13 protein-coding genes and 2 other annotated features are annotated in these 13,167 nt (G+C 36.5%); of the genes, 1 reads left to right on the top strand and 12 read right to left on the bottom strand.

All coding sequences use genetic code 11. The features are described from left to right. The first annotated feature begins 235 nt into the window (after positions 1 to 235). A complete protein-coding gene (locus BG05_RS09160) occupies positions 236 to 853 on the top strand; it encodes a TetR/AcrR family transcriptional regulator (protein ID WP_002015467.1) in 618 nt (205 codons plus the stop codon). A 41-nt stretch (positions 854 to 894) separates the two neighbouring features. Here the strand turns inward: BG05_RS09160 and BG05_RS09155 are convergent, their stop codons facing one another. The 12 genes from BG05_RS09155 to BG05_RS09100 all read right to left on the bottom strand — a co-directional run bounded on the left by BG05_RS09155 (position 895) and on the right by BG05_RS09100 (position 13,060). After that, entirely contained in the window at positions 895 to 1,980 is a 1,086-nt protein-coding gene (locus tag BG05_RS09155; protein ID WP_002129347.1) for a M42 family metallopeptidase, read from the bottom strand. A 69-nt stretch (positions 1,981 to 2,049) separates the two neighbouring features. Beyond that, entirely contained in the window at positions 2,050 to 2,541 is a 492-nt protein-coding gene (locus tag BG05_RS09150; RefSeq protein WP_002015469.1) for a dUTP diphosphatase, read from the bottom strand. 515 nt (positions 2,542 to 3,056) lie between these two features. Continuing rightward, positions 3,057 to 3,413, bottom strand: coding sequence for a 50S ribosomal protein L20 (gene rplT, locus BG05_RS09145; protein ID WP_001138364.1), 357 nt, complete (start codon positions 3,411 to 3,413; stop codon positions 3,057 to 3,059). Between the two features lie 38 nt (positions 3,414 to 3,451). After that, positions 3,452 to 3,652: a 50S ribosomal protein L35 gene (rpmI, locus tag BG05_RS09140; RefSeq protein WP_001125945.1), complete on the bottom strand. Its 201-nt coding sequence runs from the start codon at positions 3,650 to 3,652 to the stop codon at positions 3,452 to 3,454. Between the two features lie 21 nt (positions 3,653 to 3,673). Next, positions 3,674 to 4,177 carry a translation initiation factor IF-3 gene (infC, locus tag BG05_RS09135; protein WP_002015470.1) on the bottom strand — a complete coding sequence of 168 codons (504 nt, stop codon included), beginning with the start codon at positions 4,175 to 4,177 and terminating at the stop codon, positions 3,674 to 3,676. Between the two features lie 63 nt (positions 4,178 to 4,240). Further along, positions 4,241 to 4,361 (bottom strand) — a sequence feature (ribosomal protein L20 leader region). A 206-nt stretch (positions 4,362 to 4,567) separates the two neighbouring features. Further along, complete coding sequence (thrS, locus tag BG05_RS09130; protein ID WP_002034275.1) at positions 4,568 to 6,505, bottom strand: threonine--tRNA ligase; 1,938 nt, start codon at positions 6,503 to 6,505, stop codon at positions 4,568 to 4,570. A gap of 48 nt (positions 6,506 to 6,553) precedes the next feature. Continuing rightward, positions 6,554 to 6,781, bottom strand: a binding site (T-box leader). Between the two features lie 31 nt (positions 6,782 to 6,812). Continuing rightward, positions 6,813 to 7,694: a putative sporulation protein YtxC gene (gene ytxC / locus BG05_RS09125; protein ID WP_002088921.1), complete on the bottom strand. Its 882-nt coding sequence runs from the start codon at positions 7,692 to 7,694 to the stop codon at positions 6,813 to 6,815. A 389-nt stretch (positions 7,695 to 8,083) separates the two neighbouring features. Next, complete coding sequence (gene dnaI / locus BG05_RS09120; protein WP_002015473.1) at positions 8,084 to 9,022, bottom strand: primosomal protein DnaI; 939 nt, start codon at positions 9,020 to 9,022, stop codon at positions 8,084 to 8,086. Between the two features lie 33 nt (positions 9,023 to 9,055). Then, positions 9,056 to 10,459, bottom strand: coding sequence for a replication initiation and membrane attachment family protein (locus BG05_RS09115; protein ID WP_002129349.1), 1,404 nt, complete (start codon positions 10,457 to 10,459; stop codon positions 9,056 to 9,058). 145 nt (positions 10,460 to 10,604) lie between these two features. After that, on the bottom strand, positions 10,605 to 11,066 hold the full coding sequence (gene nrdR, locus BG05_RS09110; protein ID WP_001203686.1) for a transcriptional regulator NrdR: 462 nt from the start codon (positions 11,064 to 11,066) through the stop codon (positions 10,605 to 10,607). A 196-nt stretch (positions 11,067 to 11,262) separates the two neighbouring features. Beyond that, positions 11,263 to 11,646: an adenosylmethionine decarboxylase gene (gene speD, locus BG05_RS09105; protein WP_002003660.1), complete on the bottom strand. Its 384-nt coding sequence runs from the start codon at positions 11,644 to 11,646 to the stop codon at positions 11,263 to 11,265. A gap of 385 nt (positions 11,647 to 12,031) precedes the next feature. Beyond that, on the bottom strand, positions 12,032 to 13,060 hold the full coding sequence (locus BG05_RS09100; protein ID WP_002129350.1) for a glyceraldehyde-3-phosphate dehydrogenase: 1,029 nt from the start codon (positions 13,058 to 13,060) through the stop codon (positions 12,032 to 12,034). Positions 13,061 to 13,167 lie beyond the last annotated feature (107 nt).

The following is a 13,167-nucleotide window of genomic DNA, read 5'->3' as shown; positions in this document are numbered from 1 at the left end:
ATATTGTTTAATTGTTAATTATATTAACCTTTAAACAAAAAAAGCACACCTTTTACGACGCAAACTATGTTTTGTCTGCATCCTAGCGGTGCTGATTTCTAAAGGACTATCGTTTATAATTATAAATAATTATCCCGAATCTACAACCAACAATTTAAACCTATATGTTGTTTAAACAACATTACACTATACATGTGTTGTTTAAGGTTAAAAAATTAAACGAGGTGAAGTAAAAATGTCTATTAAAAATACAAATGATCCACGTGTAAAACGAACGAGACAACTCATACAGGATGCTTTTGTCGCTTTAGTAGGCGAAAAGGGCTTCGAAAATGTAACTGTGCAACATATCGCGGAACGCGCTCCTGTAAATCGTGCTACATTTTATAGCCATTACCATGATAAATATGATTTATTAGAAAAAAGCATAGAAGAAATGTTAGAAAAACTAGCTGCAGTAATTAAACCACAAAATCGAAATAAAGAAGATTTTCAGCTCACTTTTGATTCACCGCATCCAACTTTTTTAGCTTTGTTTGAGCATATCGCAGACAATACTAATTTCTATAACGTTATGCTCGGCGATAAGGCAGCTGGAAACTATTCTTATAAAATGATGAAAACAATTCAAACACATTTAACATTAAGCCTATCTATTTCCCAGCCAGATGATGAAGACCTTATGGTCCCTCGTGATATTCTTATTAGTTATGTTACAGGCGCTCATATCGGAATGATTATGTCATGGTTAAAAAGAGGCATGATTTATACCCCACATTTCATGGCAATGCAATTAACTCGCTTAATTATTTTAGGAGCTCATACTGCAGCAGGATTAGAAAGACCGTTTTAAAAATGAAAAAAGCGAAGGAGGTTATCCTTCGCTTTTTTCTATTAATTAAATGTAATGTTATGTACAGCCTCTTTATCAAGACGTTTAATAACTTCTACAATTAACTTCACTGCGTTTTCATAATCATCACGATGTAACATCGCTGCATGAGAATGAATGTAGCGTGTCGCAATCGTAATTGCCATAGACGGAATACCGTTTACAGAAATGTGAATTGCTCCTGCATCCGTTCCCCCGCCCGCTACAGAATCATATTGGTATGGAATTTGTAATTCATCAGCAACATCAACTACGAAATCACGTAAACCTGTATGACCAATAACAGAAGCATCATATAAAATGATCTGCGGTCCATCGCCCATTTTACTTTGCGCTTCTTTTGCCGTTACACCTGGTGTATCCCCAGCAATACCTACATCTACTGCGAATGCGATATCGGGCTTAATATAGTTTGCAGATGTTTTCGCACCACGAAGACCAACTTCTTCTTGTACAGTACCAACGCCGTATACAACGTTTGGATGCTTTTCATCTTTTAATTGTTTTAATACGTCAATTGCAATTGCACAACCAATTCGGTTATCCCATGCTTTTGCAAGTAACATCTTTTCATTCTTCATCACTTGGAATTCGAAGTACGGTACAACTTGATCTCCTGGTCGTATGCCCCACTCCATCGCTTCTTCTTGGCTAGAAGCACCAATATCGATGAACATGTCTTTAATTTCAACTGGCTTTTTACGAGCTTCTGGAGGTAAAATGTGCGGTGGTTTTGAACCAATTACACCTGTTACATCTCCTTTACGCGTTACAATCGTTACGCGCTGTGCAAGCATAACTTGCGACCACCAGCCACCCACCGTTTGGAAACGAAGGAAGCCTTTGTCATCAATTTGCGTAATCATAAAGCCGACTTCATCTAAATGACCTGCAACCATAATTTTCGGGCCGTTTTCTTCCCCAACTTTTTTCGCAACTAAACTTCCTAAATTGTCAGTAGAAAGTTCATCTGCAAACGGCTCAATATATTTCTTCATTACTTCACGTGGTTCGCGCTCGTTACCCGCAATACCGCGTGCGTCTGTTAATTCTTTTAGCATTGTCAATGTATCGTCTAATTTTATCATTGCCAACACCCTCCTTTTTCTTCAGTCACTTTATTATACAAAAGGAAATTGAAATATTCAAAAATTAAATTAGTATCCTTGTGTTTGACGCTGATGATTTACTTCATTTTTATCTAAATATGCTTTTTCAATTTCATCTTGTTCAAATTCAAGCGCTTGTCCAAGGCGAAGATAGCTTGTAAATAGTTCAATATAGTTCGTAATAGAAGGTTGATCTGTAAAACGAATTACTTTCGCATATGTGTCTAAGAAAATTTCCACTTGTGTTTTATTCGTTTGCGCACATTTATAGAATAAGAAGTTTTTATCAATTCCTAAATCGATTCCGATTGATAAAATAAAATGTAAACCATCTACGTATTCTTCTAATATTACTTCACGTTCTGAAGCTGGTTTATTGCTCCAATATTTAAAACAACGTGTTTCATTTGCAAGTTCTCCAATTTCTACAAGAAGAGCTAACATTTTTTCTTTTAACAATTTTTTGGGTTGTAAGTCATGTTCTTTCACAATACGGTCATCTAATTCTTTTTGTAATTTAAATAGTTGTAGTAAGTCCATTCTATTGTCCTCCTCCAACATCGCATTTTCCGCAACAATGTTGTTTCATCTCAAAGTTCATTATTATTTTTCGTTTCTTATTAACAAGTCAGCTACCTACATCTTTATAAAGATAGCTTGTCCTTAATTTGCAAATACGTTTCAATCATCACTCATATATTGTTCACTTGATGAAAGTTCCATATCATCTTTCCATTATAGCAGTGTCGTTTCTGCTAGGAAAGATGCACTTCTCACGAATGAGTTCAAATAAAAAAAGTCAGGAGGATTCTCCTGACTTTATATATATATTCTTTTATATCGCTATAGCTTTTATATTGATTTTGTCATATCGATAACGACACATCCGTTAATCTTTCCTACTTTCATGTAAAAGTCTCCTCGTTATCGTTACAAAAATTCTTACAAGCACATCTTAATATACTTGAGCAAGAAATAACGATAATAAGTGGAGGATTTTACAATAAATGCAAACAAAAAAACCTTAGAAGAAAATCTTCTAAGGTTTTAAACAATTAGTTAATGTTGTTTTTTGCAACTGTTGCTAATTCAGCGAAAGCTTTTTCGTCATGAACAGCTAAGTCAGCAAGCATCTTGCGGTTAACTTCGATGCCAGCATTTTTTAAACCGTGCATTAAGCGGCTGTAAGAAAGACCATTCATACGAGCTGCTGCGTTGATACGTGTAATCCATAATTTACGGAAGTCACGTTTCTTTTGACGACGGTCACGGAATGCATACATTAGAGATTTCATAACCTGTTGGTTAGCAACCTTAAATAATGTACTCTTAGAACCGTAGTAACCTTTTGCTAATTTTATAACTTTTTTACGACGTTGACGAGTAACTGTACCACCTTTTACTCTTGGCATAATATTACCTCCTAGTTTGTTCTATATATCAGCCGAACTTATTTTAAGTTGTCAAGCATTTGACGAATGCGTTTGAAGTCACCAGCGCTAACTACACCAGCTTTACGTAGTTTACGTTTAGCTTTTGTAGATTTGTTAGCGAATAAATGGCTTGTGTAAGCGTGAGAACGCTTCAGTTTACCAGATCCAGTCTTTTTGAAACGCTTTGCAGCGCCGCGATGAGTTTTTTGTTTAGGCATAGGTATTTCCTCCTCTATCTATTACTTATCGTTTTTCGGTGCTAAAACTAAGAACATACTACGTCCTTCCATTTTAGGCTTAGATTCAATTGTACTAACTTCAGCACAAGCTTCTGAGAAGCGATCTAAAACACGTTGACCGATTTCTTTATGAGTAATGGCACGTCCTTTAAAGCGAATTGACGCTTTAACCTTGTCGCCTTTCTCTAAAAACTTGACAGCATTACGAAGTTTTGTGTTAAAGTCATGTTCATCAATTGTTGGACTTAAACGAACTTCTTTCATGCTAATTACTTTTTGATTTTTGCGCTGTTCTTTTTCTTTCTTCTGTTGCTCAAAGCGGAATTTACCGTAGTCCATAATGCGGCATACTGGTGGTTTCGCATTTGGAGCAACCAATACTAAATCAAGATTAAGACCTGCAGCTAAGTCTAAAGCGTCATTACGAGACTTGATTCCAAGTTGATCGCCGTTTGCGCCAACTAAGCGTACTTCACGTGCACGAATTTGCTCGTTAATCATCATATCCTTGCTAATAGTAAGCCACCTCCAAGGTTTTCTTAGAATACGTTTTGCAATTGTAGAACCCGAACAAAAAAAGTGCGGGCACACGGCACCCACACTTGTAATATCTTTAGTAAGAAATACATTTACCTGCTAACTGCGAATGCGTCCATCAGGTGAGAAGCGGGTGCTTCTACTTGTCAAAACCATATTCTATTATCCTTGATGAGTTTATCATAGGACATGACGTCTGTCAAGAAGACGCGATGTGTTTTACTAACAACAAGAAATATTGTAACAAACAACCAGCATACTTGCAATACTTTTTTATGATAAGTATTGTTTGGTTATTTTTTCTAGATTTTCTTTTTTATAATACATAAAAAAGCCGCGGTATACCGCGGCTCTTTCTTATCGTTTTCCTTCTACCTTAATCATGTCAACAAACGCATCTAATGCGATTGTTTCTGATTTTTGTTCACCATATTTACGTACGTTAACGCCATTTTCAGTAACTTCATTGTCACCTACTACAAGCATGTACGGAATCTTTTGCATTTGTGCTTCACGGATTTTGTAACCAATTTTCTCTTCACGAGTGTCTAATTCAACACGGATACCAGCACGTCGTAATTCATCTTGTACTTTCTTCGCATAGTCTAAATGTACTTGCGGAGAAACTGGAATTACTTGCGCCTGAACTGGAGCTAACCAAGTTGGGAATGCACCTTTGTATTCTTCAATTAAGAAGGCTACGAAACGTTCCATAGTTGATACAACACCACGGTGAATTACAACTGGACGATGTTGTTTACCGTCTTCACCAACGTAAGTTAATTCAAAGCGTTCTGGAAGTAAGAAGTCTAATTGTACAGTTGAAAGTGTTTCGTCTTTTCCAAGAGCAGTACGAACTTGAACGTCAAGTTTCGGACCATAGAATGCCGCTTCACCTTCAGCTTCATAGTAATCAAGACCCATTTCATCCATAGCTTCTTTTAACATACCTTGTGCTTTTTCCCACATCTCATCATCAGCATAATACTTTTTAGTATCTGCTGGGTCACGATAAGATAGACGGAATGAATAGTTTTCTAAACCGAAATCTTTGTACACTTCTAACGTTAAGTTTACAACACGTTTTAATTCTTCTTTAATTTGATCTGGACGAACGAAAATGTGCGCATCATTTAAAGTCATTCCGCGTACACGTTGTAATCCAGATAATGCTCCAGACATTTCATAGCGGTGCATTGTTCCAAGTTCCGCAATACGGATTGGTAATTCACGGTAGCTGTGAATATCATTTTTATAAACCATCATATGGTGAGGGCAGTTCATTGGACGAAGAACTAACTCTTCATTATCCATTTCCATTGATGGGAACATGCCATCACGGTAATGGTTCCAGTGACCAGAAGTTTCATAAAGCTCTCTACTTCCTAATACTGGAGTGTATACGTGATCATAGCCTAAGCTTGCTTCTTTATCAACGATGTAACGCTCGATAATACGGCGAATTGTTGCACCTTTTGGTAACCAAAGTGGTAAACCTTGTCCTACTTTTTGGCTATTAGTAAATAGTTTTAACTCTTTACCTAATTTACGGTGATCGCGCTCTTTCGCTTCTTCAAGCATACGTAAGTGCTCATCTAATTCTGCTTTCTTAACGAATCCAGTACCGTAAATACGTTGTAACATTTTATTATTGCTATCGCCGCGCCAGTAAGCACCAGCAACACTTAATAATTTAAACACTTTAATCTTCCCTGTAGATGGAAGGTGAACACCACGGCAAAGGTCGAAGAATTCGCCTTGCTCATAGATTGAAATAACTGCATCTTCTGGAAGATCGTTAATTAAATCTAATTTTAACTCATCGCCGATTTCTTCAAAGCGACGAAGTGCTTCTGCACGTGGCACTTCATGACGAACGATTTCTAAGTTTTCGTTCACGATTTTTTGCATTTCTTTTTCGATTTTTTTGAAGTCTTCAACTGTAATTGCTTCTTCCATATCAATATCGTAGTAGAAGCCATTTTCGATTACTGGACCAATGCCAAGCTCAAGCTTAACATCTTTATATAAACGTTTTAACGCTTGTGCTAAAAGGTGAGCTGTTGAGTGGCGTAAAATATATAAGCCATCTTCAGAATCTAATGTAATAATAGAAACTGCACCATCTTCTTCGATTGGTGTAACAAGATCGATCATCTCATCGTTTAATTTTCCAGCCACAGCTTTTTTCTTTAAGCCTGGGCTAATAGAAGCTGCGATTTCTTCAGTTGTTACTCCTTTTGGAAACTCCTTCACAGCTCCATCAGGGAAAGTAATTTTAACTACATCTGCCATCACTGGTCACTCCTCTTTTTTTTCAAAATAAAAAACACTCATCCCATAAAAAGGGACGAGTGTTGAATTCGTGGTTCCACCCTTGTTCCAATTAACCTTATTGTTAATTGCTCAAGTTCAACATAACGGTGTTGTCCGTTAGCAATTACTAGAAAAACGTTCACTGCTAAAGTTTAGAGGTGGTAAGTAATTATCCCGTACTAGGAAGCTCACACCCTAAGGCTTCCCTCTCTGAAAATCGTAGAAAACTACCCATGTCCTCATCATGACATTTCAATATATTTCATTTATGTAGGTAATTATATGCTCAAAAACTTAGAAAATCAAGGGCGTTACCTTTATTTTTTAAATTTTTCACATTGCGCTCAAATTCATGTAATCCATGTAGTTGCACTCGTTCCTGAAATACATTTCGCAAAGTAATAATCATATTATGATCTTGTTCTTTCGTATATAAATAAATCTTTTTCGGCGAAATAGAAAGAAGTGGTGCAATTACTTTCGTATCGATATATACATCCTGTTTCTTTAATAATTCTTCATCTATATATTGAACCAATTTCTCCTGTTTTAAACGCCTACCTTTATCATCATAGAAAATAAAACTTTCATCAAAAATAAGATGTACACAGGACAAACGTGATTTCCGGCTACTTACTTGTTGGCGAAGTGTCTCAATGAATATTTGGTATTCCTGCTCCATCTTATACTCATCAATTGCAACTTCAGCAAGCTTAGTTACCATTTCCCTATATGTACGAAGACGAAAACGAACGTATGATGAAAACGAGAATGAGAGCGGATCACAAAGCCAATCATTCAAAGACGACGCAATATAAGATTCAAATTTTTGACGTGTTAAATCACTAGCTACTCCTTTTCTTCTTTCCTTTAAAATCTCATGTGCCATATGCAATATTTGATGACACTCTTCTTGTTCTTCATAAAAAAACTTTTCCTTTAAAATGGTATGAATCCATTCATTTTGTTTCACATTCATAATGAAATATAGTAATACTGGCAATAAAATCTTTTCAATATAATTTGATTCACATAATGGTATATGAATAACAACCTTTTGTTCATTTAAATATACACTTGTTTCCTTATATAAGGATTCTGTTCTTTTCGTTAGTTGTCTGTATACGTACACAGCATCATTTTTTTCTTCGAAGCAAATTTCAATCACTTTTGTCCCCCCTTTTATCCCCGCTCTAAAGGATTGCATCTATACGTTACAAATCCTATAAGAGTCCGATCTATGGAAGTTCACTCTTAGTAGAAACCTATCTCCCATCGTTAGAACATCCACTCGATATGGCTTGCTAATTTTATATATATTAAGGGAGGGAGAAAAAAATGATACAAGCTACTCTGAAAAAATGATTAAAATAAAGTGAAACTTTAATCAGTGGAGGTTTTGTCCATCCTCCACTGATTATTAGCCCGCACCAATCGGGCTTTTACGGGCAGCAGGGCTCCCACCTAACTTCTTTGCTTTACAGCCGAATTTTGAGGTGGGAGTCTTACTGCCCGCCAATAGCGGGATAAAAAAGAGCAAGCTTCTCAGCTCGCTCTTTACTTATTACGACGATTTTTCCCGCCAATTGGGATTGGCTTCGCTAAATATTTAATTCGTTCCATAATACGGGCCGCTTTCATCTCTTCTGCTTCACCGCGCTGTGTATACGTTAAATGATGTTCCAACTGTTTGAAATCAAAGTTAGATGTAAAGAACGTCGGTAAGTTTTCCAACATACGGAATTGCAAGATTGCACCGAGTACATCATCACGTACAAAACTTGACATCGCTTCTGCCCCGATATCATCTAACATTAATACTTGTACACGTTTGACAGCATCAATCTTTCCGCTAATCGAATTATCTTGAATCGAACTTTTGATTTCACGTAAAAATTCAGGGAAGTATACGAGCATCGAACTAATTTTCTTTCGCGCAAGCTCATTTGCAATTGCCCCTAAAAGATACGTTTTCCCTACACCAAATTTACCGTACAAATATAAACCTTGTGCTTTTTTACCTGGTTCGTATGTGTTTAAAAATTCATTCGTTGCACCTATTGCATCAATACGTGCATCTAAATCTGAAGGGTCTAAATTTTCCATAGTTGCCTGCAAAATGTCAACCGGCATATATACACTTTGAACGAGTTTTTCATATTTTTTTCTCTCATCATATGCTACTTTTCTAATACAACGATCGTATTGAATATCAATCATCTTACCTTGAATGACGAGCTTCGGCTCATATCCTTGTAGCATATTTTTACATGACCCTAAATCTGGACAATCCGCACACCCTACACTTTGTCCAATATATTCATATAACTTCACAAGACTTCGTTCAATCATAGAAGTCGTTACTTCACCTTTATGTTCGTCTATAAATTCTTTCACACGAGGGTGCGCCATCACTTCTGCCTTTAAGACTTCATATCTATTTTTAAAGTTTTTATTTTCCATTAATTTCGTAAATGAATTTTGAATATGCTCCATTTTCTCACCTCAAAGAGCGTTCATTTTCTTTTATTAATCACGCTTATATTTTTTCAATACTTCTTCTAATCGTTTCCGTTCATCTTCTAACGTACTTGCATCTTTTTTCGCACTTACGTCATTTTTTACAGGTTCTTTCTCTTCTTTCGACTCTTCTTTAAGCCAATCTGGTACCATTTCTTTTCGCACTGTTTTCTTCGCTGTACGACCTTTTTTCTTCGTCTCAGCCCACTCTTGATATTGACGATTCTCTTCTTTCGCTAGCGCCATCGCCTCGCCTACTGTACCGACCTTTTTTCGCGCCCAATGTCCAGCAATCTTCTCGACATACGTTTTAGCAAGCTTCATATCTGAGCGTAGCATAACGTAATAAATAAGTACATTCACAACCCCTGGCGTTAACTTTTGATTTGTCATTACATCCTCAACGATTTGCAAGTCCGCTTTCGTCGCCTCTGCACCGCCTGAAATCTCTTTCAATAGTTGTTTTGGCGAGATTTCCTCTAACTGTTTCATTAGCATCTCTTCTTGCGTAGATGGCTCTTTCTCTTTCATTGTACGAGCAGCATGAGGTTGCACTCTTTCACTTAATACAGGTAACGCTTGACCATTTTCGAATTGATACCAATCGCGTGCTCCCTTCCGAAGCCTTTCGATATCAATTGTTTGCACTTCTGTCACTGCGCCAAGAACGATATTTTGCATCGATAACACATCCACACCGTACACATAAGCGAGTGTAATAACACATTCTCTCACTTGATCTGTAATCGCCTTTTTAGGAACAAGGGCTGATAGTCCGTCTACAAATAACGAGAAATCAAAGAAATCGTTCCAAACTTTCGGAGCATCCCCATTCTCGTTACTTGGCATAATTGTCGTTTTCGGGATACGCAGTTCTTCTTGCGCATATTCAAACTGACCTGGGTTAAACGAATCAAATATATCGTTGAAGGAGCGCGTAACATTTTCATAAGAAGCAAAATCGAATTCTTCTTCTAAGAAATATTGCTTTACTTGGTTGTATTTTGTCCGACTCAAGCGATTATATAAAAAGATACTTAAAACAATATCATCAAAAAACTGCTTCGGAGATAAAGGTGGTTGCAATTCATATATAAACATCCGAATATCTTTTTCTTTCTTAATATATACATTTAAAAGACCAATCGCTTCTAACTTTACTCGTTCCCCATATATTTCAGGAAGTTGCATTTGCATAGTCACCATAAGGGAGTGATGTGTATTCTCTTTTCCAAACACACGATCTTGCTCTAACTCTCCCCATAGTGTCATGTATAAGCTAAAAGCTCTACTACCTATTAACGGCTGATACAACATCGTTAATACTTTCCGGTCGTAATTATGTAACAACCCTTTCGCACTTACTTTATAACGATCAATCGGCAATAGCTCCATCCATGACTGTTTTTCCATTCTTGCTTTTCCTTTCTCTCATCCAATCTAGCCTACATTTCACTCGTTCTATCTTTATTATATAATTTATTAGCGAAAAAGAGCTATTAGCTTCCGCTTCTAGCTCTCTTATCTCGTTTACTTACAGTATATAAAGAGATTCCTTCTACTCTCTCTCTTTTTGCAGTATATCTTTTAATTCTTCAATAAATACATTTAAATCTTTAAATTGACGATACACAGAAGCAAAACGTACGTACGCAACATCATCAATATCACGAAGTTCTTCCATAACAATTTCACCAATCATATCACTTTTCACTTCTGATATACCTAAGTTACGAAGTTCACGCTCCACACTTTGTGTTACTTCCTCTAACTGCCTTAAAGATACAGGTCTTTTTTCACACGCTTTAATTAAACCGCGTAAAATTTTCTCTTTATTAAACTCTTCTCGTGTTCCTTCTTTTTTAACAACGATAAGAGGTGATTCTTCTACTCTTTCAAATGTCGTAAAGCGACTTAAACAACTTTCACACTCTCTTCTTCTTCGAATAGAGCGCCCCTCGTCTACCGGACGCGAATCTAACACTCTTGTTCCATTATGAAAACAGGATGGACAACGCAATTCATTCACTCCTTTACACTATAATCTTTATTCTTTCGCTACTCACCTACATGTGAAAATATATATACAATATTATATAACTCATTCTTCTATAATGACCACTCTAAGTTATTACATATCGTGATCCTATTTTATATAAACTAAAAAAGAGGTGCATTATACACCTCTTTACATTTTAAATCAATTATGTTCTTTTTTAAAGAGCTTTTGTTTCTCTCTGCTTAATTTCGAAGCTACCAGTGCCTCGAGGAAGCTCGATGCTCTCACGCGTTTTCGCGTTTAAACCTTCTGCAATATATTCTGCAGCAACATTTGGATCAATACGATCCCCACAAGTATAAACATCAATACTTGCGTAACCGTGCTCCGGAAAGCTATGAATTGTTAAATGTGATTCCGAGATAATTACTACTCCACTTACACCTTGTGGTGCAAATTTATGAAAAGCAACCTCACGTACTTCAGCACCAGCTCTTAGTGCTGCATCCACAAATAATTGTTCAATATACGGCATGTCATTAAGCTTGTCGAAATCGCAATCCCAAAGTTCAGCAATCACGTGACGACCCATCGTATCCATAGTATCCATTCTACAGTTCCCCCTTGTAAATTTATTCTAACTGTTCGAATTGAAAACTAATTTGCAATTTGGCTTGCTCCACTACCACGGGGGAAAGTTAGTCCAGAGAGGTCCTAACCCTTTAAGTAGTGACTACGTACCTCAGCTCTTAAGTTTACGAGTGTTAGTATACTTTGTTTATTTTCATTTTGCAACAACAGTTTTTTCGATTTTCTGTCATATTTTCCTCTTTACTTTTCCCTAAAAAAAATTAATGATTCACGAATACAGTAATCCCAACGTTTCGTGGTATGTCCACTATTTAAAAATATACTTATATAATTTTTTTCCTTTTCAGAAAAAAATAAAAAAGAGGGCAAATTTTCACTTGCCCTCTCTCGTTCACTTAAATATGTTGCACATTTTTTTGTTTCGCTAATTCATCAACAACTAACGTTACAAGATCTACAACACGACGAGAGTAGCCCCACTCGTTATCATACCAAGCAAGTACTTTCACTTTACGATCACCCATTACCATTGTAGACAAACCATCAATAATAGCTGAGTGTGTATTTGTATTAAAATCGATAGACACTAAAGGCTCTTCGCTGAATTCTACAATTCCTTTTAATGCACCGTTTGCAACAGTTTTGAATGCTTCATTAATATCTTCAACTGTTACATCACGTTTTACGTCTACTACTAAATCAACAAGAGACACGTTTGGTGTTGGTACACGAAGTGCCATACCATGAAGTTTTCCGTTTAAGTGTGGAAGAACTTTTGCTAGCGCTTTTGCAGCACCCGTCGTTGTTGGAATGATGGACTGTCCGCAAGCACGCGCTCTTCTTAAATCTTTATGTGGGTTATCAATATTTTTTTGGTCATTTGTATAAGCGTGAACAGTTGTCATTAAACCGTTTTCAATTCCGAACTGCTCATCTAACACCTTTACAACAGGCGCTAAACAGTTTGTTGTACAAGATGCATTTGAAATAACAGTATGCTTTGTGATATCTAATTGGTCTTCGTTCACACCAACTACGATTGTTACATCTTCATTTTTACCAGGTGCTGTTAAAATAACTTTTTTCGCTCCAGCTTCAACATGAAGAATTGCTTTTTCTTTAGAGTTAAATTTACCAGTTGCTTCAATTACAACTTCAACACCTAGATCTTTCCAAGGCAACTCCTTTGGATCGCGGTTGTTTAAAAGGCGAATCATTTTCCCATCAACTAGTAAGTGATCTTCAAATGCTTCCACTGTTCCGTCAAACTTTCCATGAACTGTATCATATTTAATTAAATGCGCTAACGTTTCTGATGGATAGCTTGCATTTATTGCTACAATTTTGAATGCGCTTTCTTTTATTGCTTGACGAAATACCATTCTCCCGATACGTCCAAATCCATTAATTGCCACACGAGTCATAATATGTTATCCCCCTTGAATGCGTTATACTATTTATCTCCAATCCCAATAATAGTATAACACAAAAAGGAGATATGTCACTAAGCATTTTCATTAATTCCACAATT

This window comes from Bacillus mycoides (assembly GCF_000832605.1).
Taxonomy (GTDB): domain Bacteria; phylum Bacillota; class Bacilli; order Bacillales; family Bacillaceae_G; genus Bacillus_A; species Bacillus_A mycoides.
Note: the sequence above shows the minus strand (reverse complement) of the source record. Positions and strands in the feature narration are given on the sequence as shown.

Coding starts and splice junctions, on each gene's coding strand:
- BG05_RS09160 (WP_002015467.1), top strand. CDS start 236: ATGTCTATTAAAAATACAAATGATCCACGTGTAAAACGAACGAGACAA.
- BG05_RS09155 (WP_002129347.1), bottom strand. CDS start 1,980: ATGATAAAATTAGACGATACATTGACAATGCTAAAAGAATTAACAGAC.
- BG05_RS09150 (WP_002015469.1), bottom strand. CDS start 2,541: ATGGACTTACTACAACTATTTAAATTACAAAAAGAATTAGATGACCGT.
- rplT (WP_001138364.1), bottom strand. CDS start 3,413: ATGCCAAGAGTAAAAGGTGGTACAGTTACTCGTCAACGTCGTAAAAAA.
- rpmI (WP_001125945.1), bottom strand. CDS start 3,652: ATGCCTAAACAAAAAACTCATCGCGGCGCTGCAAAGCGTTTCAAAAAG.
- infC (WP_002015470.1), bottom strand. CDS start 4,177: ATGATGATTAACGAGCAAATTCGTGCACGTGAAGTACGCTTAGTTGGC.
- thrS (WP_002034275.1), bottom strand. CDS start 6,505: ATGGCAGATGTAGTTAAAATTACTTTCCCTGATGGAGCTGTGAAGGAG.
- dnaI (WP_002015473.1), bottom strand. CDS start 9,022: ATGGAGCATATTCAAAATTCATTTACGAAATTAATGGAAAATAAAAAC.
- BG05_RS09115 (WP_002129349.1), bottom strand. CDS start 10,459: ATGGAAAAACAGTCATGGATGGAGCTATTGCCGATTGATCGTTATAAA.
- speD (WP_002003660.1), bottom strand. CDS start 11,646: ATGGATACGATGGGTCGTCACGTGATTGCTGAACTTTGGGATTGCGAT.
- BG05_RS09100 (WP_002129350.1), bottom strand. CDS start 13,060: ATGACTCGTGTGGCAATTAATGGATTTGGACGTATCGGGAGAATGGTA.